This is a genomic window from Rothia sp. P6271 (assembly GCF_048512995.1).
GTDB lineage: Bacteria > Actinomycetota > Actinomycetes > Actinomycetales > Micrococcaceae > Rothia.
In genome coordinates this window covers 44,572-66,465 of sequence record NZ_JBLXXV010000005.1, presented here as the reverse complement: position 1 = coordinate 66,465, position 21,894 = coordinate 44,572, and the positions used below count along the sequence as shown (strand labels likewise).

20 protein-coding genes are annotated in these 21,894 nt (G+C 49.3%); 4 read left to right on the top strand and 16 right to left on the bottom strand.

Features of this window, described 5'->3' with window-relative positions:
- Positions 1–41: 41 nt before the first annotated feature.
- The 6 genes from ACN08X_RS05325 to ACN08X_RS05300 all read right to left on the bottom strand — a co-directional run bounded on the left by ACN08X_RS05325 (position 42) and on the right by ACN08X_RS05300 (position 7,526).
- Positions 42–476: a cytidine deaminase gene (locus ACN08X_RS05325; RefSeq protein ID WP_419102222.1), complete on the bottom strand. Its 435-nt coding sequence runs from the start codon at positions 474–476 to the stop codon at positions 42–44.
- 91 nt (positions 477–567) lie between these two features.
- On the bottom strand, positions 568–1,854 hold the full coding sequence (locus tag ACN08X_RS05320; RefSeq protein ID WP_419108128.1) for an ABC transporter permease: 1,287 nt from the start codon (positions 1,852–1,854) through the stop codon (positions 568–570).
- Entirely contained in the window at positions 1,854–3,143 is a 1,290-nt protein-coding gene (locus ACN08X_RS05315; RefSeq protein ID WP_419108127.1) for an ABC transporter permease, read from the bottom strand. Before ACN08X_RS05315 ends, ACN08X_RS05320 begins: the two co-directional genes overlap by 1 nt.
- A complete protein-coding gene (locus ACN08X_RS05310; RefSeq protein WP_419108125.1) occupies positions 3,140–4,744 on the bottom strand; it encodes an ABC transporter ATP-binding protein in 1,605 nt (534 codons plus the stop codon). Before ACN08X_RS05310 ends, ACN08X_RS05315 begins: the two co-directional genes overlap by 4 nt.
- Positions 4,745–4,915: 171 nt before the next feature.
- On the bottom strand, positions 4,916–6,013 hold the full coding sequence (locus tag ACN08X_RS05305) for a BMP family lipoprotein (protein WP_419102017.1): 1,098 nt from the start codon (positions 6,011–6,013) through the stop codon (positions 4,916–4,918).
- A 259-nt stretch (positions 6,014–6,272) separates the two neighbouring features.
- A complete protein-coding gene (locus ACN08X_RS05300; protein WP_419108124.1) occupies positions 6,273–7,526 on the bottom strand; it encodes an amidohydrolase in 1,254 nt (417 codons plus the stop codon).
- Positions 7,527–8,085: 559 nt separating this feature from the next.
- Between ACN08X_RS05300 and ACN08X_RS05295 the strand changes: the two genes are divergently transcribed.
- Together ACN08X_RS05295 and ACN08X_RS05290 are read left to right on the top strand one after the other, a co-directional pair.
- A complete protein-coding gene (locus ACN08X_RS05295) occupies positions 8,086–8,784 on the top strand; it encodes a hypothetical protein (protein ID WP_419108122.1) in 699 nt (232 codons plus the stop codon).
- A 540-nt stretch (positions 8,785–9,324) separates the two neighbouring features.
- Entirely contained in the window at positions 9,325–10,131 is an 807-nt protein-coding gene (locus ACN08X_RS05290; protein ID WP_419108120.1) for a hypothetical protein, read from the top strand.
- Between the two features lie 218 nt (positions 10,132–10,349).
- On the opposite strand, the gene ACN08X_RS05285 is transcribed toward ACN08X_RS05290, so the two are convergent.
- From ACN08X_RS05285 to sdhC, 4 genes are read right to left on the bottom strand one after another with little or no spacing between them, the layout of a single operon-like run.
- Positions 10,350–11,135: a succinate dehydrogenase iron-sulfur subunit gene (locus tag ACN08X_RS05285; protein ID WP_419108119.1), complete on the bottom strand. Its 786-nt coding sequence runs from the start codon at positions 11,133–11,135 to the stop codon at positions 10,350–10,352.
- A complete protein-coding gene (gene sdhA, locus ACN08X_RS05280; protein ID WP_419108118.1) occupies positions 11,136–12,899 on the bottom strand; it encodes a succinate dehydrogenase flavoprotein subunit in 1,764 nt (587 codons plus the stop codon). It abuts the gene before it with no gap.
- A gap of 43 nt (positions 12,900–12,942) precedes the next feature.
- The gene (locus tag ACN08X_RS05275; RefSeq protein ID WP_419102011.1) at positions 12,943–13,431 is read right to left on the bottom strand and encodes a succinate dehydrogenase hydrophobic membrane anchor subunit; all 489 of its coding nucleotides are present in this window, start codon (positions 13,429–13,431) and stop codon (positions 12,943–12,945) included.
- A gap of 6 nt (positions 13,432–13,437) precedes the next feature.
- A complete protein-coding gene (sdhC, locus tag ACN08X_RS05270; protein WP_419108117.1) occupies positions 13,438–13,863 on the bottom strand; it encodes a succinate dehydrogenase, cytochrome b556 subunit in 426 nt (141 codons plus the stop codon).
- 273 nt (positions 13,864–14,136) lie between these two features.
- Here sdhC and ACN08X_RS05265 point away from each other — a divergent pair, with 273 nt between their 5' ends.
- Complete coding sequence (locus ACN08X_RS05265; RefSeq protein WP_419108116.1) at positions 14,137–15,246, top strand: mannose-1-phosphate guanylyltransferase; 1,110 nt, start codon at positions 14,137–14,139, stop codon at positions 15,244–15,246.
- A gap of 88 nt (positions 15,247–15,334) precedes the next feature.
- Here ACN08X_RS05265 and ACN08X_RS05260 read toward each other — a convergent pair whose 3' ends face one another.
- The 4 genes from ACN08X_RS05260 to ACN08X_RS05245 form a co-directional block, all read right to left on the bottom strand.
- Positions 15,335–15,895 carry a 2'-5' RNA ligase family protein gene (locus ACN08X_RS05260; protein ID WP_419108115.1) on the bottom strand — a complete coding sequence of 187 codons (561 nt, stop codon included), beginning with the start codon at positions 15,893–15,895 and terminating at the stop codon, positions 15,335–15,337.
- Positions 15,896–15,910: 15 nt separating this feature from the next.
- Positions 15,911–16,975 (bottom strand): tryptophan--tRNA ligase, encoded by a 1,065-nt coding sequence (trpS, locus tag ACN08X_RS05255; RefSeq protein ID WP_419106568.1) that lies wholly within the window; start codon positions 16,973–16,975, stop codon positions 15,911–15,913.
- 93 nt (positions 16,976–17,068) lie between these two features.
- Positions 17,069–17,920 carry an exodeoxyribonuclease III gene (locus tag ACN08X_RS05250; RefSeq protein ID WP_419108114.1) on the bottom strand — a complete coding sequence of 284 codons (852 nt, stop codon included), beginning with the start codon at positions 17,918–17,920 and terminating at the stop codon, positions 17,069–17,071.
- Between the two features lie 7 nt (positions 17,921–17,927).
- Positions 17,928–18,404: a hypothetical protein gene (locus ACN08X_RS05245; RefSeq protein WP_419102005.1), complete on the bottom strand. Its 477-nt coding sequence runs from the start codon at positions 18,402–18,404 to the stop codon at positions 17,928–17,930.
- 192 nt (positions 18,405–18,596) lie between these two features.
- Here ACN08X_RS05245 and ACN08X_RS05240 point away from each other — a divergent pair, with 192 nt between their 5' ends.
- Positions 18,597–19,373 carry a GntR family transcriptional regulator gene (locus tag ACN08X_RS05240; protein ID WP_419108113.1) on the top strand — a complete coding sequence of 259 codons (777 nt, stop codon included), beginning with the start codon at positions 18,597–18,599 and terminating at the stop codon, positions 19,371–19,373.
- A gap of 128 nt (positions 19,374–19,501) precedes the next feature.
- Here the strand turns inward: ACN08X_RS05240 and ACN08X_RS05235 are convergent, their stop codons facing one another.
- Together ACN08X_RS05235 and glyA are read right to left on the bottom strand one after the other, a co-directional pair.
- Complete coding sequence (locus tag ACN08X_RS05235) at positions 19,502–20,398, bottom strand: bifunctional methylenetetrahydrofolate dehydrogenase/methenyltetrahydrofolate cyclohydrolase (RefSeq protein ID WP_419108112.1); 897 nt, start codon at positions 20,396–20,398, stop codon at positions 19,502–19,504.
- Entirely contained in the window at positions 20,398–21,681 is a 1,284-nt protein-coding gene (gene glyA, locus ACN08X_RS05230) for a serine hydroxymethyltransferase (protein ID WP_419108111.1), read from the bottom strand. Before glyA ends, ACN08X_RS05235 begins: the two co-directional genes overlap by 1 nt.
- Between the last annotated feature and the right edge of the window lie 213 nt (positions 21,682–21,894).

Here is a 21,894-nt window from a genome sequence, read left to right as displayed (position 1 = left end):
TCCTCCGTCAAAGGTGTCGGTTAAGTCTAGTATGAATATTTTCAGAGCCGTTCAGGCCCAAAAGCGTCGGGAAGCATCTGTTCGATAGAAAGTATTCCGCTCACTGTTTTGATGAGCATATCTTTAGTGCTGTGTTCGTAGAGTAGTTGTCTGCACCGTCCACAAGGCATGAGTGCTTCACCATTTTTATCCACACACGTAAAGGCAAGGATTTTCCCTCCGCCTGTTCTAAAAAGCTCTGAGATGAGGGAACATTCAGCACATAAGGTAAGCCCAAAAGACGCATTTTCGACGTTACAGCCAGTAATGATTCTGCCATCGTCGGTAAGAGCCGCTGCCCCTACTGCATATTGTGAATAGGGTGAATAGGATTTTTTCATCGCGCAGGTGGCATGTTCTGTGAGTTTTTCCCAGTTAATGCGGTGTTCTAAAGTTTCACGATGGCTCATGCAGGAATCCTTGGGGTGTAAACGTATTGTGTATTGCGCCCGAGGGCACGATGAGGTTCCGACAGTGTGCACTATCGAAACCTCATCATCGGTGTTTTCTCGTGGTACAGGGAGTGATTTATCCCTTGGTGTACGCTTTACCGGCTGCTGCAGGTCCACGCGAACGACCGACCAAACCGGCCACTGCAAGAATCGTTACGACGTAAGGGAGCATAGCCAATAGTTCAGTAGGAATATCCGTTCCAAGTCCAGAAAGGATGAACTGCATCTGCAACGAGAAACCAAAAAGAAGTGAGGCGCTCAACGCACCAAGTGGTTTCCACCGACCAAAAATTAGTGCAGCCAACGCAATGTAGCCTTGCCCTGCCGTCATATCAGCGTTGAAGGAGCTCACCGCAACAAGAGTGAAGAAAGCTCCACCCATACCAGCAACAGCGCCAGCAATCATGACATTGCTAAAGCGTAGACGGTTCACGTTGACGCCAAGGGTATCTGCGGCTTGGGGATGTTCGCCAACCGCGCGGGTGCGAAGCCCCCAACGTGTTTTGTTCAGAGAGAACCAAATCGTACCAACCACAATGTACATCAGGTAAACGATAACGGACTGGTTGAATAGTACTGGACCAATCACAGGGATTTGTGAAAGAACCGGAATTTCAAAGCTAGGTAAACGAGGAGCAGAGTTGAGGTGTGCCGCATCTTGTTGGAGTACACGAGAATAAAGGAATCCGGTAAGTCCTGAGACGAGGACGTTCACCACAACACCAACGATGGTCTGATCAACAAGATATTTAATGGAGAAGGTTGCTAGTAGGAAAGATACCAGCATGCCGCCAATCATTGCCGCAATTAGCCCAAGCCAAGGGTTTCCTGTCATAGAACCAACAAGTACGGCAGAGAATGCACCGAAAAGAAGTTGACCTTCAATCGCAATGTTGATGATTCCAGAGCGTTCGCAAAGGAGTCCGCCCATCGAACCAAAAATCATGGGGACTGAAAGAGCAACAGCACCGGTAAGGATGGTAATCAACGATATTTCGGTCATACGTGCAGAGCCGATAGCCCAGATGAGCACGCCAAAGATAAAAGAGAACCAGAAAATAGCTGAGAGGTATAGCGGTGTTTTCTTACCGGAGAACGTGAGCTTAGCACACCATAAGGTGACGGCAATGAGGACGGCGGTAACAGCCCAACCCGTTGTTGGCGTTGAGAGATTCAGCGCCGGAAGTTGAATGACATCATCTTTGGTGGACAGGCCAAGTACCACGCGCGAGACAGGAGCGTTCAAGGCAAGGACTAGTAGCGAGATGACGCTTAGTGTGCCGAAAATCCACGTGTTTTTCCAGTGACGCACGAGCACGGTATCTTGTGGCGTTGCGGTGTCGATAACAGCTGTCGTGCTCATTATTTTGCCTCCGCGGACTGAGTAGTTTTTTTCTTCTTTTTGGGCTTGTCGGGGTCTGGAAGCCTAAAGATGGCTCGTACCAGTGGTGGTGCAGCAATGAAGAGCACGATAAGTGCCTGAACCACGTCGACAAGGTCTACAGACGTTCCGGTGCTGACCTGCATGGTGACACCGCCTGCTCGAAGTGCCCCATAGAGAAGAGCAGCGAGAAGAGTGCCGACAGGTGTTGCTCGGCCAAGAAGCGCCACAGTAATAGCGTCAAAACCATAGGAGGAAGCGATACCTGTACTCAGGACTTTTTCGGTTCCTGAAACTTGGGCGACACCGGCAAGACCTGCTAGCGCACCAGCAATAGCCATCACAATAATGTATCCATTAGCAACAGATATGCCCGCAGTTTTTGCAGCATGAGGGTTTGCCCCTACTGCTCGAAGTTTGAATCCGATAGTTGAACGGTTGATAAGCCACGAAACAAAAAATACTGCTAGTAAGGCGAGAATGAATCCTGCGTGAAGACGGAAGCTTTGTCCAAAGATTCTGGGGAAGATTGCTTCATCTGCTAGTACAGGTGAAATGGGGTTTGAGCTTCCTTCGCGTTGCCATAGTGGTGTTTTGAGGAGGAAAAGAAGTAGGTTCGCAGCAATGTAGTTGAGCATGATAGAAAGAATGACTTCATGCGCACCAGTCTTTGCTTTGAGTAATCCGACTAAACCACCCCAGAGGCTACCGCCGAGAATACCGCCAAGAACGATAAAAGGTAGTAGTAAGTAGCTGGGTAGGTGCCAGTTGATGGCAACGTAGCTGGCAACGATTGCGCCAAGGATGATTTGTCCTTGTGCGCCGATGTTAAAGAGTCCGGTACGGAATGCGATAGCTACGGCAAGACCAGCAAAAATGAGGGGTGTTGCTACCGTGAGAGTTTCAGTCAGCGGATATATCGCTTTAGTGAAGGTGCTCGCTTCATAGTTGAAAATAGCGCCTCTAAATAGTGCGAGGTAAGCGTTGGTGGCTGCGTCCCAGCCGGCGCTAAGTGTATCTAGCGGTCGGGCGAAGAAGTAGCGTGAAGCTTTTTGTGTTGCAGGGTCAGTGACCGCGATAAGAATACCGCCGACGATGAGTGCAGCAAGTAGTGCGAAAAAGGACAAGCTGACGGAGCCGGATAGTATACGAGTCAGTACAGGAAGTTTTTCTTTTTCAGAGGGTTGTGTGTGTGCCGGTGGTACGGTTTCGGAGGCAGTGAGCACGGTATCGGTGGCTTCTGCGACGGTGGATTTTCCTTCGGCGCTCATGCTTGGTCTCCTTCTGCCCAGGGGATATGTTCTGTTTCGGGGGTTTGATGTTGGGGGGTATTGATATCTGTTGTGGAGCTTTCCCCCGATGCTTTGAGGGCTTCTTCGTAGGGTGTTCCAGCCATCATCATACCCAAGACGTTACGTGGCGTTTCCGGTGGTGCGATGCCCATGAGTTCTCCGTGGAAGAAGACAGCAATACGGTCTGCTAAGGCGTGCACTTCGTCCAATTCTGTAGAGATAATGATGACGGGTACGCCTTTGTCTCGTTCTTCAACGATTCTTTGATGAATAAATTCGATGGAGCCAACGTCTACACCGCGAGTTGGCTGTGATGCGACAAAGAGTTTGAGATCTCGTGTGAGTTCTCGTGCAACGACGATTTTTTGTTGGTTACCGCCAGAGAGCGTTGAGGCTGCATCGTATTGTGAACCGACTCGGATATCGAATTCTTTAATGGCTCTTTCTGCATTATGAGCGATTTCACTATTACGCAGTGTGCCGTATTGTGAGAATTCTTTGCGGTTATAAAGATCTAGGATGAGGTTTTCTGCGATAGAGAAGGAACCTACTAGTCCGTCGACGTTGCGGTCTTCTGGGACGAATCCGACACCGGCGTCGAGTACTTGTCGAGTGTTTTTTCCGAGGAGTTCGGTATCTCCTAGTTTCATCGAACCGTGTGCTTTAGGGTGTAGCCCGATGATAGTTTCAGCGAGTTCAGTCTGCCCGTTTCCTTGCACACCGGCGATGGCGAGGATTTCGCCTCCGCGAACGTTAAAGCTGACGTTTTTGAGAAGTGGCACGCCTTGTTCAGAGATGAGGTTGAGGTCTTCAACGATGAAGTTTGCGTCAGTTAGTTGTGGGGCGTCTTTCTCGACGACAAGTTTGACGGCTTTTCCGACCATAAGTGATGCCAGTTCGTCGGTGGTTGCGCTGGGGTCAGCTGTTCCAACGACTTTTCCTCGCCGAATCACGGTGATATGGTCTGATACTTCACGTACTTCTCGTAGCTTGTGGGAGATAAATAGCAGTGATTTTCCGTCTTTGCGTAGCTGATCCATGATGCCTAGCAGCTGGTCAGTTTCTGCTGGTGTGAGCACTGCAGTGGGTTCGTCAAGAATGAGAATTTCGGCGTCTCGTACGAGAGCTTTAATGATTTCTACGCGCTGTTGTACACCTACGGGGAGGTCTTCAACGACGGCGTCTGGGTCTACGTCGAACCCGTAGCGTTGAGAGATTTCACGGATTTTGGTGCGGGTTGCTTCAAGGTTGAGGATGGTTCCGCGCGTTTCTTCTGATCCGAGCGCAATATTTTCGGCAACGGTGAAGACGGGTACAAGCATAAAGTGTTGGTGTACCATGCCAATGCCAGCGGCCATGGCGTCTGAGGGCCCAGAAAATTCGACTGGCTTGTCGTCGATGAGGATTTGCCCGTCGGTAGGTTCGTAGAGTCCGTAGATGACGTTCATGAGTGTCGATTTTCCGGCACCGTTTTCGCCGAGGAGGCAGTGAACGGTACCTGGTTCTACGACTAAATCAATGCTGTCATTTGCGGTAAAATCACCAAATTTTTTTGTGACTTTTCGCAGTTCGAGTTTCATCGATGCGCTTTCTTGTCATTGCTCAGACTCTGCTGTTGAGGGATGTGGGGTAGTTCTCTTAAGCGTATGAGCGGGGGTTATCCGTGTGAATATGTGGTGGAGTTTTAAGTGCTGAGCGGCTGGCACGAGGAGGTTGCCCTCTTAGTGCCAGCCACTGAGCCTTATAAGGTTTTATTTCTGTGGTGTACCGTCGGTGTTGACAGTGATTTCACCAGAAATGATTTTGTCTTTGATGGTGCCAAGTTCAGACTTGGTTTCGTCAGAGACTTTGGATTCGAAGTCATGGAATGGAGCGAGTCCAACACCATCATTTTCGAGGGTTCCAACGTACTTTTCGGAGGTGAACTTGCCTTCGAGGCTGTCGTGAATGGTGGATTCTACAGCTTCTTTCATCTTCTTCTGGATGGAGGTGAGGATGATGGCCTGGTAGTTCGGGTTGGTCTCGTAGCCGTCGGAGTCTACCCAGATTACGGATGCGGGTGCATCTTGGTGGCTTGAGTTGTATTCGGTGACCGCGTCAAGAGTACCGGCACCTACAGGTCCTGCGACAGGAAGGATGATGTCTGCACCTTGGTCGAGGAAGTTCTGGGTGTTGGTTTTACCTTTGGTCTGGTCGGTGAAGTCTCCGGTGAAGGTTCCGCTTTTCGCATCATGGTCCCATCCGAGAACCTGAACGTTAGCGTTTTTCTGTTCATTGTAGTACTTGACACCCTGAGCGAAGCCGTCCATGAAGATGGTCACGGTGGGGATTTCTAGACCGCCGTAAGTTGCGACTTTGCCGGTCTTGCTTTGAGCGGCAGCAAGGTAACCTGCTTGGAATGCAGCTTGTGCTGTGTCGTAAACAATGGGGCGAACGTTTTTGACGTCAATGTCGCCGTAGTCGACGATGGTGAAGTCGATATCGGGGTTCTGTTCTGCGTATTCTTTGGTTGCGTCTGCTAGTGAGAATCCAACGGTGACGATGATATTGCAACCTGCTTGGACCATGTTGGTGAGGTTAGGTCCGAACTCAGAATCGGAGTTTGATTCTGCCTGCGCAGTTTGGATGCCGTAGTCTTTTTCTGCTGCTTTGAGTCCAGCGTAGGAGTTTTCGTTGAAGGATTTATCTTCGAATCCGCCAGAGTCAGAGACGATGCAACCTTTGAAGTTGGAGTCTTTAGCTTGTGAGTCGCCGGAGGATGCTTCGGGTGCTGCGCCACAGCTTGCAAGAAGCATAGCTGAGATGCCCAAGACTGAACCTGTTGCTGCAAAACGTTTACGATTGGTCATCGTCGTCCCTTCATGATGTGTTGAGTGGGGGTGCACTCATGGTGTGCCAGAAAGGTTCTGCCGTCCTAGCTCTGTTGAGGATGAGAGTGCGGTATATACGTTATATAGTAATGGCTCACACGTGGTTATGTCGTATCACACTCCGTGGGGCGGGGCACTGTTATCTGTCCGCGTTGGTGAGTGTTCAAGGTTTAGCCTAGCCACTATCTCTTTTCTAGTTCAATTTTTTCTTCCTGTAACACTTATTTTCTGTGGTTATTTAGTAGGTGTTGCTTGTTCGGAATTGTTCGGCAGAACGTTTTGCGATTTCCCAGCGCACGGCTCGTAGTGCAGTAGATGCCATAACCTGTACCCCGTACCCGATAGCTCTTTCGTCGGGGTTGTAGTCTCCTCGATGAAGGTCATAGGTGATACCGCCGGGGGTTCTTGTTCCTAGTCGTATCATGGTTCCGGGAACTTCTTGAAGCATCCAGGCGAAGTCTTCTCCGCCCATAGATTGTTCGACGAGGACGACGGAGTCTTCGCCAAGTTCTGCTCGTGCCGCGTTTTCGACCATGGTTGTTTCGTCTTCTGTGTTTACAACTGGCGGCACTCCCTTGATGTGTTCTAGTTCGACGGTGACGCCGTAGGGTGCTGCAACTTGTTCGACGACCTCATCGAGGATTTCTCCGGCTTGGTACCATGCTTGGGCATCGAGGCAACGCATCGTTCCTGCAAGGTAGCCTTCAGAGGGGATGGCGTTGGGTGCAACACCTGCTTGAATTTGCCCCCATGCGAGGAGTACACCTGAGCGCACATCGATTCGTCGCGAGAGAACTGCTGGGACGTTGATAGCGATTTGGTTCATCGCGTAGATGAGGTCTTCTGTGAGGTGTGGGCGTGAGGTGTGTCCGCCGCGTCCTGTGAGTCGTATTTTGATGGTATCTGAGGCTGAAGTGATGGGGCCGATTCGGGTTCCGATTTTTCCGACATCCACTTTTGGTTCGCAGTGTAAAGCGAAGGCGCGTGGGACTCCTTCTAAAGCGTTTTGAGCGATAACTTCTACGGCTCCGCCGGGGAGTTGTTCTTCGGCTGGTTGGAAGATGATGCGAATAGTCCGAGAGAGCGGGCTTTGTTGATGTATTTCCCAGAGTGTTAGTGCGACTCCGAGCATGATGGTTTGGTGGATGTCGTGACCGCAGGCGTGCATGATGCCGGGGCGGGTGGAGCTGTAGTCTAGGCCGGTGTATTCGTTGATGGGTAGGGCGTCAATATCTGCCCGTAGCGCAGCGGCGATGACGCCTTCTCCAATGTCTACGTAGCATCCGGTGTTTTTGTAACGCTGGGGGCTCATGCCGGCGGCTTGTAGTCGGGTGATGATTCGTTCTGTGGTGTGGTGTTCTTTAAAGGAGAGTTCTGGGTTTTGGTGAACGGTTCTACGGAACTGTTGTAGTTCGGCGATAAGGTGCTTGATACGTGTTCCGATGACGGGACCAGATTCGTCGAGGAGTGCTAGTGCGGGTTTTTCTGTCATTTTTCTAATGTAGCGCGCTTTGGTGTTGTGGTGGGAGTTTTGTGAGGCTTCCCTTTGTCATCGCTGCAGGATTCGTCAGTTAACGCTGTCAATGTCAAAAATCAATATATATGCGTGTAATTAAAGATACATTTTTAGTCTATTTTTTATATTTATTTTCGTAAAAATGTATATTTTTTATACATGTTACATATTCGTTAAATGCTTTTTCACTACTCGCGCCGAGGATTCTCACAGAAACTTAATATTAATTTTCAATCACTATTTTCTATATTGAAAGTTTGTCCCCTAAAAAGAGACTACTTTTTATTAAAAAATCCTTTAAGTCTTGCGTAATAAGCACGAAATAGGCTGAATATTCAGGAGAGCTTCACTAGCGTTGAGGGTGTTATCGTTGTCCACCAAATAGGGTACTCATATTTAAGGGACAGTATATGAATCACTCAACAACGCGCGACAACAACAGATAACATGCACCATAATTTCATATTTATTTCAATATATTATTGATTATTTTATATTTCCGCACCGCTAATGAGAGCATTCTAAGGAATACACCATGACTCATCACATTTCGCGACGAACTCTCGCAAAAGGTGCAGCGCTTGCTGCGCCCCTTGCCGTCGCCACCACCCCCGCTTGGGCAGCACCTATTGTGCGCGACTCAACCGGAGTGCCACAATACGCAGCAAGTTCAAATATTCTTGTAACATGCCAATTAGACGGCTCATGCGGGCCTTTCTATATTGACCAGCGAGATGCAGGCTCACACTCGTCCATTAGAGAAGGAAACTTCCATTTCCTTATCCCCGTAGGGTCAACAATTCCACCCATGCGCTGGGAAGTTACTATCGTTCCAGTGCCAAACGACGACGATAAGACCATCACCAAAAAGCGTGATTTCAAGATTGAAGACCTTGCCGGAGACGGTGGAGGATCGGCGATTCCTACTGAATTTCCACGTACCAACGTCTCACCAGTTCAATACGATTCAAAGACTGGCGTAGAAACCATTACGTTTGACACTCCTGAGTTTGTTGATAAGCGTGGCGCAAAGCGCGGAACACTGAGCGTGGGTTTCAAAATTTTCACAGGCCTTACAGGACTCCTCCCTGGAAACAAGCGCGCAGACAAGGTCATTGTTCGCGGATATCAAGGAGACACTTTGGTTGTAGACTACGACTCTATCGACAGGGCTTCTCCCGACAAGCGTCGCGGTGCGTCAAAATGGGACCCAAATCAGGACGGCCGAGTCTAAAACTTCTTCGATAGTAGAACTTGATAACAGGTTGTTGAAAGCAGATAACGAGAGGACACCAGACCTCTCGACCCACCCCTGCCCAAAATGATATTAAAATCACAAAGCCACTCATAGCACGCTGTAAACCGTGGTGCTATGGGTGGCTTTTGTGCTTGAACCCAAATTTCCTTCAGTGTTAAACATCAGATTTTCTATCACTTGACGTGCTCATACTCAACATAAACTCAAACTTCTCCATAAAAACCCACTTTCCAACGCTCTAGATTGTGGGTTTTTAGGGGGCAGTATTCTTCTTAAAAGTTATATTTTTATCGGCCATTCGGGGGATATTTCCAGAATGAACCTCTTTATTTCTGGGGATTCGCTGATATTATTAGTCAGAAACCAGTTCTGTCCCCTAAATAGCTGAGTGCCCTGCTCATGCAGGTCTCAAAAGATGCACCCACTTAGTGTGTCCAAGTCTCTAGGCAGTGGGACAATCTGGTGACGTATCCCGATTATCCTCACTTAGCATCTTTTTGAGAAGGAAATATACTTATGACTCAAATTTCACGCCGTACCCTGGCTAAGGGCGCAGCATGGGCGGCTCCTGTTGTCGCTGCTTCTGCCACTGTTCCTGCATGGGCAGCTCCTGTTGTCGCTGCTTCTGCCACTGTTCCTGCATACGCAGCTTCATTCCCACCCTATGGCGCATTATGTGACGTGTTCTTCGGTAGTGGAAACCGCAACGCACAGCGCACCACCATGGGCCTGTCTGTCATTACGAGCAACGGCCAGATGAAAGCGGGGGAAACCGTTACTTGGGTATTTAATGCAGAAAGCGCAACCGTCCCAGACCTCAATTATTCAAAAAACGGTCGTTGGGTTCTTAGCGTGACACCTCCCTCTAAACAACAAACCAAAAACGGTCAGTTCACTGTAACACTTACAGCGAATACTGATATTACCGCTAATGAGGTGAATTGTAATGCGCGTCTCCTGTGGGATGGCACCGCCTCACACGGTTCAGCTATTATCGATCCTAATAGCCGTATTTCTGTAGTATCGTCGAATGGAACTAAAACCTATCAGGTTGCTATTACCACACCTCTACGCGATGGAGATGTCAGGGGCCGTTGGTACGAGCCAGTTCGTATTGACGGATCGTGCCATCCCACCGTTAAATTTGGTTATCTAGGTGGTTCCACTAAGTCAAGGCGTGATACCCATGTCATATTCAACGGTCAAGACCTACAACCTAATAGCGACGACGGTAATGACCAGCCAGTTCTTCGTGGTACTTGTGAAGGTTCTGAAGGTTTCACAGGAACTCCTCGTTCCGGTGATATCTCTACCGGTGGCTAAAGCTTCCTAAAAGTTCTCTTCACGTAGAAGAAACTATAAGGCAAAAGCAAAGCCCCTTGGGGTATGGGATTCATACGTCAAGGGGCTTTGCGCGCTGTCCCAAGGACAAGCCCCTATCACACCGAGTATAAAAATGTGGTGCCAGTTTCTACAGAAACTGGCACCACATCATAGAAGGGAAAGAGTACCCCGATATAGGTACGTAAGCTACGTCTGTTCTAAAGCGAACGAGCTAGAATAGCCTGCTTCACCTCGGCAATAGCCTTCGTAATCTGAATACCGCGCGGACACGCATCAGTACAGTTAAACGTCGTACGACAACGCCATACACCCTCTTTATCGTTAAGAATCTCAAGACGCATATCACCAGCATCATCACGAGAATCAAAAATAAAACGGTGAGCATTCACAATAGCCGACGGGCCAAAGTACTGGCCATCCGTCCAAAACACAGGGCAGGACGTCGTACACGCTGCACACAAGATGCACTTTGTTGTGTCGTCAAAACGTTCACGATCTTCAACAGACTGATAGCGTTCACGCTCTGGCTCATGCCCCTCATTCATCAAGAATGGCATAATCTCACGATACGACTGGAAGAACGGTTCCATATCTACGATAAGGTCCTTTTCACAAGGTAAACCTTTAATGGCCTCAATCGTAATCGGCTGAGAAATATCTAAATCCTTCAGCAAGGTTTTACACGCCAAACGATTTCTACCATTAATACGCATAGCATCAGAACCACAAATACCGTGAGCGCATGAACGGCGGAACGATAACGAACCATCAATCTCCCACTTAATCTTGTGCAAGATATCAAGCACCCTATCGGTACCGTACATTGTCACCTTGAATTCGTCCCAATGCGCTTGTCCCGAAATTTCAGGGTTATAACGACGAATTCTAACCGTCACATCATAGGTTTTAATACCTTGGGAGCCACCTTGCTCCGAGGCGATAGCAACCTTTGATTCTGGTTCGCGTGCTTCAAAATCAGACATTTAGTACTTACGTTCCTTCGGCTCATAACGGGTAAAGACAACAGGCTTCGTGCCAAAACGAAGACCGCTAATACCCTCAAACTCTGAGTTTTCGTCTCGATATACCATCGAATGTTTCATAAAGTTCACGTCATCACGATTCGGATAATCTTCACGGAAGTGACCGCCACGAGACTCTTGACGATGGAAAGCGGCAACAGACATCACCTTAGCGAGCTCAAGTAAGAAGCCCAGCTCGACGGCCTCCAACAAATCAAGGTTGAAGCGCTTACCTTTATCTTGAATAGAAATACGTTGATAACGTTCTTCTAACTCTGCAATCTTTGAAAGAGCGTTACGAATCGTATCGGCCGTGCGGAACACCTGCATATCGGCGTCCATCACATCTTGCAGTTCTTTACGGATAACACCAACTTTTTCGGTACCGTTGCCATCGCGTAGAGACGTCAAAAGCTCTAAAGTGCGATTTGCGGCGTCCTCAGGGATAGGTAAGAACTCTGCAGAAGCAGCGTACTCTGCCGCTTTAATACCAGCACGCTTACCAAAAACGTTAATATCAAGCAGAGAGTTCGTGCCCAAACGGTTAGAACCGTGCACAGATACGCACGCAACCTCGCCAGCGGCGTAAAGACCGGGGATAGTGTTCTCCGAATCTGCAAACACTTCTGTTTCGATGTTGGTGGGAATACCACCCATTGCATAGTGTGCGGTAGGGAACACCGGAACAGGTTCGGTGTACGGTTCAACACCTAGATAGGTGCGAGCGAACTCCGTGATGTCAGGAAGTTTCGCATCAATGTGGGCTGGTTCGAGGTGGGTCAAGTCCAGAAGAACATAATCCTTGTTCGGTCCACAACCGCGACCTTCACGCACTTCGTTTGCCATAGAACGCGCCACAATATCACGTGGAGCAAGGTCTTTGATGGTCGGGGCGTAGCGTTCCATGAAACGCTCACCGTCAGAATTTCGTAGAATACCGCCCTCACCGCGAGCAGCTTCCGATACGAGGATGCCTAGTCCGGCAAGCCCCGTTGGGTGGAACTGCACAAACTCCATATCTTCTAGCGGAATACCGTTACGTAGAGCAATGGCCATGCCATCACCGGTGAGAGTATGCGCATTCGATGTCGTTTTAAAGATTTTTCCACAACCGCCAGAGGCAAAGATAATGGATTTTGCTTGGAATACGTGTACATCACCAGAAGCAAGGTCGTAACTGACCACGCCGGCGGGGCGACGCTGTCCGTTCTCGTCTTCAACCATGATGAGGTCGAGAACGTAGTATTCGTTATAGAACTCCACATTATGCTTTACACAGTTCTGGTAGAGCGTCTGAAGAATCATGTGCCCGGTACGGTCCGCCGCATAACATGCTCGACGCACTGGTGCTTTACCATGGTCGCGAGTGTGTCCGCCGAAACGACGTTGGTCAATGCGTCCAGCGGGGGTACGGTTGAAGGGCAAACCCATTTTCTCTAGATCAAGAACAGCGTCAATTGCTTCTTTGGCCATGACTTCGGCAGCGTCTTGGTCTACGAGGTAGTCGCCACCTTTGATGGTGTCAAAGGTGTGCCATTCCCAGTTGTCTTCTTCGACATTGGCAAGGGCAGCACACATGCCACCTTGAGCGGCTCCGGTGTGGGAGCGAGTGGGGTACAGTTTGGTCAAAACGGCGGTTCGAGCGCGAGTGCCGGCTTCAATGGCGGCACGCATGCCAGCTCCACCAGCACCGATAATAACGACATCGTACTTATGTACCTGCATGTGAAAATGCTCTTTTCTAAAATCTAGTAGTAGGTTCAGCTATTTATGGGGCGGTACAGAAAGAAGGTAATAGTTCTGGTGCCGCACCAGTTGGGCATGGGTCAAACGTGAAGATTACGAGAGTTCCAATCAGAAGAACAAAAGCGCCAGAACAGAACAACGCTAGTTTTAGGGTCAGGCGGGTGCTGTCTTTTTCTGCGTAGTCCATGATGATGGTTCTAATACCGTTCATGCCGTGCAACATTGCAAGCCATAACAGGAGTAGATCCCAGACCTGCCAGAATGGTTGAGCTAATTTACCGCCAACAAAACCAAAGTCAATACGGTGGACGCCTTCACCCATCATGAGGTTGACGAAGAGGTGTCCAAAGATAAGGACAACGAGAATAACACCTGAGATGCGCATGAAAAGCCATGCGAACATTTCGAAGTTATTGCGTTTTGAGCTAGAGCGGTTGTATTTGACTCCGTTAACGGTGTTGTCTTTGCTTCTCGGAGCAGAAATTTTGATTTTCTGTGGTGAAACAGCCATGATGCGTTAGCCTCCGAAAGTGTTAATCATGTGGCGGATGAGGAAAGGAACCATAACAACGGCCCAGAGAAGGAGGACTCCCCAGAGCATTGTTTTATGGTTTTTTGCGCCATCTTTCCAAAAGTCAATCAGGATGATGCGGATACCGTTGAAGGCGTGGTAGACGATAGCTCCCACAAGTCCTGCTTCGCTTAGCCCCATGATGGGATTTTTATAAAGCTCCATCACGGAGTTATAGGCTTCGGGGGAAACTCGAATAAGAGCGGTATCTAAGACGTGGACAAGAAGAAAAAAGAAAATAGCGATACCGGTGATGCGGTGAGCTACCCAAGACCACATGCCTTCACGGCCGCGGTACAAGGTTCCTCGTGAATTATTCGGCACTGAATAACCTCCTGCAAGCTGTTCGTGGCTGACCTTGTTTTGGCTCATCAAACAAACGATGTCTGCCGTCGAATAGCTAGTTAATGTGTGTTCATCTAGTCACACACAGTACCAGTTCACTTACGGTTTTATTGACAGTTAGTTGATAAAAAACCGGCTTATTTTAGCGTAATTAGCACAAATTTTTATGCCGATATTCAACTTTTCCGCGAGAACAAGGGAAATCCTCATCACATTGGACGTAAAAAGTAACCAGCAATAGTTAGACATCTCAAAAAATTTTCAGAATTATGACGTAAAAATTCGCTATTCTTAGAGGTGATGAGAACACCATTAGATAAGTTTTACCCGCTCATTCCGGCCGGTGGGGTAGGGTCCCGCCTATGGCCATTATCGCGGGCACACGCACCTAAGTTTTTACTAGACCTTACCGGTAACGGATCTTCACTTCTACGGCAAACCTATGACAGGCTCAGTGGACTCACCCAAGGGTCAGTGATGATTGTTACCGGAGAATCGCACGCTCAAGCAGTACGCGAACAAGTTCATGAACTCAACGACACCGACTTCGTCCTTGAGCCCTCCCCCAAAGACTCAGCAGCAGCTATCGGATTAGCTTGCGCCATCCTCTACAAAAGAGATCAAGAAGCTATTATTGGTTCCTTCGCTGCTGACCACGTCATCACACCCGTTGATGAATTCCAAAAAGTTGTTAAAGAAGCGGTAGAAACTGCAGCTACCGGAAAAATAGTGACCATTGGTATCACCCCTACCGAAGCGTCCACAGCTTTTGGCTACATCAAGGCGAAATCTTCGCTCGGTATCGACAATGCCCCCTCAGCTCTAGCCGTAGAGTCGTTTGTCGAAAAGCCTGATGCAGCAACAGCAGCAGACTATGTGAACTCCGGAGAATACACCTGGAATGCAGGGATGTTTGTAGCACCGGCAGAACTGATGCTCAAACACCTCAAAGAAAATGAACCAGAGTTATACGCCGGAATTAACGCTATTGCAGAAGATTGGGACACCCCGCAACAGCACCAAACTCTTCAAAGACGCTGGGATACTCTCCCCAAAACTGCCATCGACTACGCTGTTGCAGAACCAGCAGCAGCAGCAGGAGATGTCGCCATGGTTCCAGGTTCCTTTACGTGGGACGATGTAGGAGATTTCGACGCAGTCACTCGCCTAAACCAAGAGAAAACAGGTGAAACACTCACCGTATTAGGCGAAAAAAGTAACGTCCTCAACCAAGATTCGTCGGGTCTTATCGTCACTCATACGGAACGAAAAATTGCTGTTATCGGTATTGAAAACCTCGTAGTGGTTGACACTCCCGATGCCTTGCTCATTACTACACGAGATAAAGCTCAAGCAGTGAAAAACACTGTTGCAGACATTAAAGAGCTCAACCTCAACGAGCTCCTCTAAAAAAAGAAACTCAACAGAGTAAAGCCTGTCTTATCGCAACAACGATAAGACAGGCTTTACTGTATCCGCCAGACCTACCAGCTAGAACCTAATCATGACTCGTATCTAGCGGAACCGTCCTAAGACAACGCCAAGTCCCTTGAACATGCTCACAGATTTGAAGATGATCTACGACAAAACGTTCAGCAGTAGAAGGTAACGACGCAAAATATTGCAAAGAATCCGTTAGAGCTCTCTGCCCCAAACGATTCGATACGCTCAGATGCGGAACGTAGGTAAAAGGAGAGCTAGACTCCCCTACCGCATCAATGCACCGCTGACGTAAAGCCATCAAGTCTGCCGCGCCCTCTAGCACGGGCAGATAACTCACCTCAGATAACGGCATGAAGCTCTCAATAGCCCCCATAGACACGCTAAAAGAGTATTGCCCATATAGGGCCTTCACCAAGGATGAGAGCACCATATCTTTCGTCGAAGGAGTAGGCTCATATAAAAAAATTGTTAGATGACTCGTCTGCACAGATTCAGCCACACCATGAGCACCCTGCCAGCACCGGACAAGACGAGATAACTCGCCTTGTACCGGCGCAATAACGCTCAAATGCCGGTCAAGCTCTAAAGCTCGCACAGCAGAAGACGATAAAGACATCAAAGGGCTCTTCAGCTAAAGCGTCGTCGCACCCATGAAGCCCACACGCTCGTAGACATTCTGCAACGTCACAGACGCAATTTCGCGAGCGCGTTGCGCACCAACCGCCAAGAGTTTATCGAGTTCGGCTGGGTCGTCGAGCAGTTCCAGAGAACGTTCACGGATAGGCGCTAGGGTTTGTACGAGAATTTCAGCGAGGTCGACTTTGAGGTGCCCGTACATTTTGCCGTCGTATTCTTCGACGATGTTTTCGATAGGGCGTCCGGTGATTGCTGAATAGATGGCAAGGAGGTTTGATACGCCCGGTTTGTCGGTTCGGTCGAAGGCGATGGTTGATCCGTCGTCAGTTACCGCAGACTTAATTTTTTTGGCGGTTTTCTTGGGGTCGTCGAGCAACCAGATAATGCCTTTATCGTTTTGGGCAGATTTGCTCATCTTGGAGGTGGGGTCTTGTAGGTCATAGATTTTTGCGCTTTCGCGGAACTCTAGCGGTTCTGGCAGGAGAAAGGTGGTGCCAAAGCGAGAGTTAAAGCGTTGTGCGATAGTGCGGGTAAGTTCTAGGTGCTGACGTTGGTCTTCGCCTACTGGGACACGGTCTGCTTGGTATAGCAAAATATCTGCTGCCATGAGCATGGGATAGGTGAAGAGTCCGACGGTGGTGTTCTCGGAGCCTTGTTTGCTGGATTTGTCTTTGAATTGGGTCATGCGGGCGGCTTCACCGTAGCCGGTAATGCAGTTGAGTACCCATGCGAGTTGTGCATGTTCAGGTACGTGAGATTGCACGAAAAGAGGTGTTTTTTGTGGGTCAATTCCGGCAGCAATATATTGTGCGGCAATGGTTCGGGTACGTTCACGAAGAACGTTTGGGTCTTGACGTACGGTGATAGCGTGCATGTCGGGGATGAAGAAGAGACATTCATTGTCTTCTTGCATCTGCACCCAGTTTTCTACTGCGCCGAGGTAGTTTCCTAGGTGTAAGGAGTCGGATGATGGTTGGGCGCCGGAGAAAGCGCGGGGTTTTCCTTTGGACGCGTTGGGGATGAGTGCGCGGTCTATGGTGTTGGTGGTTTCTTCTGCCACGGTGTGTCCTTCAATGGGTTGGCGTGTTGTGACGGGGTCTTGACCATGAGGGTATCAAAGTCCTCGAAGGTGTTAAGATTTTTGACTCGTGTGCTACGCGAATTGGTAGTCGACGACAAGAGGTGCGTGGTCGCTAAAACGCTGGTCGTAGGATGCGGCACGGTCAACAACTGAGCTGATGGCGCGTTGTGCCATGGCGGGTGTTGCCATCTGGTAGTCGATACGCCATCCTGCGTTGTTGTCAAAGGCTTGTCCACGGTAGGACCACCAGGTGTATGGGCCGTCGACGTCTCCAGCAAGCGAACGTGCAACATCGAGGTATCCGCTTTGTCCAAAGAACTTGTCGAAGTAGGCACGTTCTTCGGGGAGGAATCCTGCTCGTTTTTGGTTTGCTTTCCAGTTTTTGAGGTCTCGTTCTGTGTGGCAGACGTTGAGGTCTCCCACAACGACAACGTTTTCGCTGTGTTGAGCGAGTTCGGGAAGGCGGACGAGCATTCGTTCGAGGAAACGGTATTTGTCGTCTTGTTTGGGTGTGTCTACTTCTCCGGAGTGTACGTAGGCGGAGACAACGGTGAGTTGTTCTCCGTTGGGAAGAATGTAGTCTGCTTCAACCCATCGTCCAGAGTGTTCAAAGTATTCTTCGCCGATGTGTGATCGGGTGTTGGTCGGTTCTGTAGCGGGAAGGATGGAGTTCTTGTGTGGGGTCCGTGTTGTCGCGATGAGGACTCCGGCACGTCCTTTGTCGGCAGCTTCTGAGTGGAGGATATGCCAGTTTTCTTCGTTGAGTAGTTCTCGTACGATTTTGTCGGGTGCGCGTACTTCTTGTAGGCAGAGGATGTCGATGTCTCGTTCGTTGAGCCAGCTTTCCATGTCTTTACGGTATGCGGCGCGGATGCCGTTCACGTTGACGCTGGCAATACGTAGGGTCTTAAGTGTTCTTGTCATGGGGTGGTTAGTCTCTTTCTGCGTTGTTCTGCCCTTGAGCTTCTTTAATCATGCTCATGCCGTTGGAGGCTGTGGTGTTGATGGTGTCTAGTGCTCGTTCAATCATGGCAGGTGCATCTTGTGCATCTGAGTGGAGGTGTTCTGCGATGACTTTTGATTGTACGAGAACGATTTGGAAGCTGTGAGATAATTTGTCGTCGAGCATGGCGTCTTCTTCTGCTCGACGTGCTTGGAGGAAGAGTTCTTGATTTTTTTGGGTGGTGCGGGCTTGTTGTGTCACGATGATGGCGAGGTATCCGGCAACCCCTAGCCATGCCAGCAGGATACCTGCGACAATCCATCCGAGCACAGATTCTTCGTGCGAGGCTTGGTAGATGGCGAGAATGCAGAGGACGAGGAGGATACCTCCCCCAAGGCTTGCCCCGATGAGAGCTTTTGAGAGTGTTTGGGTACGTGCTGTTGTGTCTGAACCGGAAGATTGCATACTTATCATTATGCCAGTGCTTGAAGGTCCAAGCACGATAGTGGGGAGCTTGGCTTTCCTCATAGTTTTAACCGGTGGTGAAAATTCTGTGAGGTGAAGACTTGTAGTATATGCCGTATCGTGTTTTGAGTTATTGCATCGTCAGGGGCGAAAAAACTCAAGAATTGTACTTTAAGCAGATAGTATGAAGCTATGACTAGCGAAGATTCAATGACGATGGCCGCGACAGCACAGACTTCTGCATCTTTCGAGTTGCCTTCGAGCAATTCGCCAAAATATCTTCGTTTAGCGCATTATTTGTGTACAACATATATTGATCAGGGTGCACCCCATACTCTTTTGCCGACAGAGAGAGAACTTCAGGAGCGTTTTAGTATTAGTCGTGATACGGTTCGGCGTGCTATTGCAACGTTGCAACGTCGAGGCTTGGTATATAACGTTCAGGGTTCTGGTACGTATGTTGCAGACCGCTATTTGCATGCGAAGGAACCGCGGCTGATTTCGTATACCGAAGATATGGATGTTCGTGGGCAGAAGCCTGATACCTCGACGTTGAGGTGTCACCCGATGGGGGCGGATGCTCAGACAGCAAAGAATCTTGAGATTCCGGTAGGAACAAGGGTGATTGAGATTGTGAAGATTCGTCGGGCTGATACTGAACCGATGTGCTATGAAAAAGCTCATTTTCTTCAGGAGGTTTTTTCTCATGTAGAGCCGGAGACTCATGGTTCTTTGGACGAACAGCTTACGCGTAGTGGTTATCGGATTGAGAAGGCCACGCACCGTGTCAGTGCCACGCTTGTGACGGGAGAGGAAGCTCAAGCGCTTGACGTTCCATCTGGTTCTGCGGCGTTGAGGGTGGAGAAGATTGGTTATACTGATCGTGGTATTGCGGTAGAAAGTACCGTGTGTTTATATCGTGCTGATAGGTATGACTATGAGTTTAGGCTTTCGCGTACTGGTAGGTAGCTAACCACTTTAAGCTATTTAGCTTTGAACTATTTTAGTGTAAATAGTTTTAATGTTTATGGCGGTTTTTATGTTCTGTTGAATATCTAGAACATAAAAACCGCCATCTTTGATTTTGTATGAACTTGTTATAGATCTGTTGAGAGTTGTGACGCCATTCTTTCTGCAGTATCTACAACATTTACAAGTAGCATGGCTCGGGTCATGGGGCCAACACCACCGGGGTTGGGAGAGACCCAACCTGCTTTAGCTCCGGCTTCTGGGCTGATATCTCCGCTGAGACGGTATTTTTCGGTGTCTTCGTCGAAGATGCGGGAAACTCCTACGTCAAAGACTACGGCGCCGGGGCGCACCTGATGTTCTTTGATGATGTGGGAGACTCCAACAGCAGCAATGATAATATCTGCGCTATGGAGGATTTCATCGAGGTTTTGTGTTCCGGTATGGACGAGAGTTACGGTGGCGTTAATTTCACGGCGAGTCAGTAAAAGGCCTAGTGGTCGGCCAACAGTAATGCCTCTACCAAGTACGACGACGTGTTTACCGGCCCATTCGATACCGTGACGGCGACCTAACTCGACGATGCCGTGTGGAGTGCATGGCAGCGGGGAGTTAAGGGGTTCGTTGACGTTGAGGACGAGTTTTCCGAGGTTCGTTGGGTGCAACCCGTCGGCATCTTTTTCGGGGGAAATTTTTTCGAGGATACGGTTGGTGTCTAAGTGCTCAGGCAGAGGTAGCTGAACGATGTATCCGGTACATTCTGGGTTGTTATTGAGCTCCTCTAGAACAGCTTCTAGTTCTTCTTGAGTAGTTTCAGCCGGGAGGTCACGCCGTAAGGAGGCGATGCCAACTTCTTGGCAGTCTTTATGTTTACCTCCAACGTAGGAGTGAGATGCGGGGTCGTCCCCGACAAGAACAGTTCCTAGCCCGGGGGTTATGCCTTGTTTTTTGAGGGCTTCTACTCGCTGTGCTAGTTCTTTTTTGATGGTTTGTGCGGTTGCTTTTCCGTCAAGTATTTGTGTCATTACCACTCCTGAATACCGTCGTAGAGGGGGAATTTTTTGCATAGTGCTGTTACTCGTTGTTGCAGGGCTTTGATATTTGCACCTGGTTTGAGAGTTTCAGCGATGATGTCGGATACTTCGACGAAGGCTTCTTCATCGAATCCGCGGGTTGCGAGGGCTGGTGTGCCGATGCGTAGCCCTGATGTGACCATGGGTGGGCGGGGGTCGTTGGGTACGGCGTTACGGTTGACGGTGATTCCTACGGTATGGAGGAGGTCTTCTGCTTCTTTGCCGTTAAGTTCTGCGTTGACGAGGCTGACGAGGACAAGATGAACGTCTGTTCCTCCGGAGATGAGGTGAATTCCGGCTTCTGCCATGTCGGGTTGGCTTAGGCGTTCAGCGAGGATTTTGGCGCCGGCGAGTGTGCGCTCTTGGCGGTCTTTGAATTCTTCGCTTGCAGCAATTTTGAAGGCTGTTGCTTTGGCGGCGATGACGTGCATGAGAGGTCCGCCTTGTTGCCCGGGGAATACTGCAGAATCAATTTTTTTCTTGAGTTCTTCGGTGCAGAGGATGAATCCGGAGCGAGGTCCACCAATGGTTTTGTGAACGGTTGAGGAGACGACATGTGCGTAGGGTACGGGGTTGGGGTGTACCCCTGCAGCGACGAGACCAGCAAAGTGTGCCATATCAACCCAGAGGTATGCTCCTACTTCATCAGCTATTTCTCGGAAGGTGGCGAAGTCTAGGTGACGGGTGTATGCGGACCATCCGGCGATAATAACTTGCGGTTTTTCGGCGTGGGCTAGTTCGCGTACTTGCCCCATGTCTACGCATCCGGTTTCTTCGTCGACACCGTAGGCGACGACGTCGTAGAGTTTTCCGGAAACGTTGAGTTTCATTCCATGGGTGAGGTGTCCTCCGTGTGCGAGGGAGAGTCCCATGATTTTGTCGCCGGGGTTGAGTAGTGCGTGCATCACGGCATTGTTTGCTTGGGCACCGGCGTGAGGTTGGACGTTGGCGTGTTCTGCCCCAAAGAGTTTTTTGGCTCGTTCGATAGCAAGGGTTTCGACGATGTCAACATATTCGCAGCCGCCGTAGTATCGGCGAGATGGGTATCCTTCAGCGTATTTGTTGGTCAGTACGGAGCCTTGAGCTTCGAGGACTGCGCGTGGGGCGAAGTTCTCTGAAGCGATCATTTCTAGGGTGTTTTGTTGGCGTAGCTGTTCTTGGGTGATAGCTTCGGCAACTTCTGGGTCTACTTGAGATAGTGGGAGGTTGGTGACCTGTTCGGTGTGAGACATCATGCGTTCCTTCCAAGAGGCAAGCTCAGTGCAGAGGCGGAGGTAGCTTTTCAAGGGCGGTTGCCCTGAGTGAATGTTGACTACTCATCTAGTGTATTAGTGTTACCCGCACTACGTACATGTGTTACTTCAGCTAAATTTTTGCGTATCGTAATATTTTTGATATTTCTGTCACAGCAGGTAGTCGCTCAGCTTGAACTTTGAGGTGTCTTCACC

What these genes read in the sequence shown, in the direction of transcription:
- ACN08X_RS05240 (WP_419108113.1), top strand. Translation starts at nt 18,597, where the DNA reads ATGACTAGCGAAGATTCAATGACGATGGCCGCGACAGCACAGACTTCT.
- sdhC (WP_419108117.1), bottom strand. Translation starts at nt 13,863, where the DNA reads ATGAGCCAAAACAAGGTCAGCCACGAACAGCTTGCAGGAGGTTATTCA.
- ACN08X_RS05235 (WP_419108112.1), bottom strand. Translation starts at nt 20,398, where the DNA reads ATGACACAAATACTTGACGGAAAAGCAACCGCACAAACCATCAAAAAA.
- ACN08X_RS05300 (WP_419108124.1), bottom strand. Translation starts at nt 7,526, where the DNA reads ATGACAGAAAAACCCGCACTAGCACTCCTCGACGAATCTGGTCCCGTC.
- ACN08X_RS05310 (WP_419108125.1), bottom strand. Translation starts at nt 4,744, where the DNA reads ATGAAACTCGAACTGCGAAAAGTCACAAAAAAATTTGGTGATTTTACC.
- ACN08X_RS05320 (WP_419108128.1), bottom strand. Translation starts at nt 1,854, where the DNA reads ATGAGCACGACAGCTGTTATCGACACCGCAACGCCACAAGATACCGTG.
- ACN08X_RS05250 (WP_419108114.1), bottom strand. Translation starts at nt 17,920, where the DNA reads ATGACAAGAACACTTAAGACCCTACGTATTGCCAGCGTCAACGTGAAC.
- glyA (WP_419108111.1), bottom strand. Translation starts at nt 21,681, where the DNA reads ATGATGTCTCACACCGAACAGGTCACCAACCTCCCACTATCTCAAGTA.
- ACN08X_RS05245 (WP_419102005.1), bottom strand. Translation starts at nt 18,404, where the DNA reads ATGCAATCTTCCGGTTCAGACACAACAGCACGTACCCAAACACTCTCA.
- ACN08X_RS05305 (WP_419102017.1), bottom strand. Translation starts at nt 6,013, where the DNA reads ATGACCAATCGTAAACGTTTTGCAGCAACAGGTTCAGTCTTGGGCATC.
- ACN08X_RS05295 (WP_419108122.1), top strand. Translation starts at nt 8,086, where the DNA reads ATGACTCATCACATTTCGCGACGAACTCTCGCAAAAGGTGCAGCGCTT.
- ACN08X_RS05260 (WP_419108115.1), bottom strand. Translation starts at nt 15,895, where the DNA reads ATGTCTTTATCGTCTTCTGCTGTGCGAGCTTTAGAGCTTGACCGGCAT.
- ACN08X_RS05315 (WP_419108127.1), bottom strand. Translation starts at nt 3,143, where the DNA reads ATGAGCGCCGAAGGAAAATCCACCGTCGCAGAAGCCACCGATACCGTG.
- ACN08X_RS05265 (WP_419108116.1), top strand. Translation starts at nt 14,137, where the DNA reads ATGAGAACACCATTAGATAAGTTTTACCCGCTCATTCCGGCCGGTGGG.
- ACN08X_RS05275 (WP_419102011.1), bottom strand. Translation starts at nt 13,431, where the DNA reads ATGGCTGTTTCACCACAGAAAATCAAAATTTCTGCTCCGAGAAGCAAA.
- sdhA (WP_419108118.1), bottom strand. Translation starts at nt 12,899, where the DNA reads ATGCAGGTACATAAGTACGATGTCGTTATTATCGGTGCTGGTGGAGCT.
- ACN08X_RS05285 (WP_419108119.1), bottom strand. Translation starts at nt 11,135, where the DNA reads ATGTCTGATTTTGAAGCACGCGAACCAGAATCAAAGGTTGCTATCGCC.
- ACN08X_RS05290 (WP_419108120.1), top strand. Translation starts at nt 9,325, where the DNA reads ATGACTCAAATTTCACGCCGTACCCTGGCTAAGGGCGCAGCATGGGCG.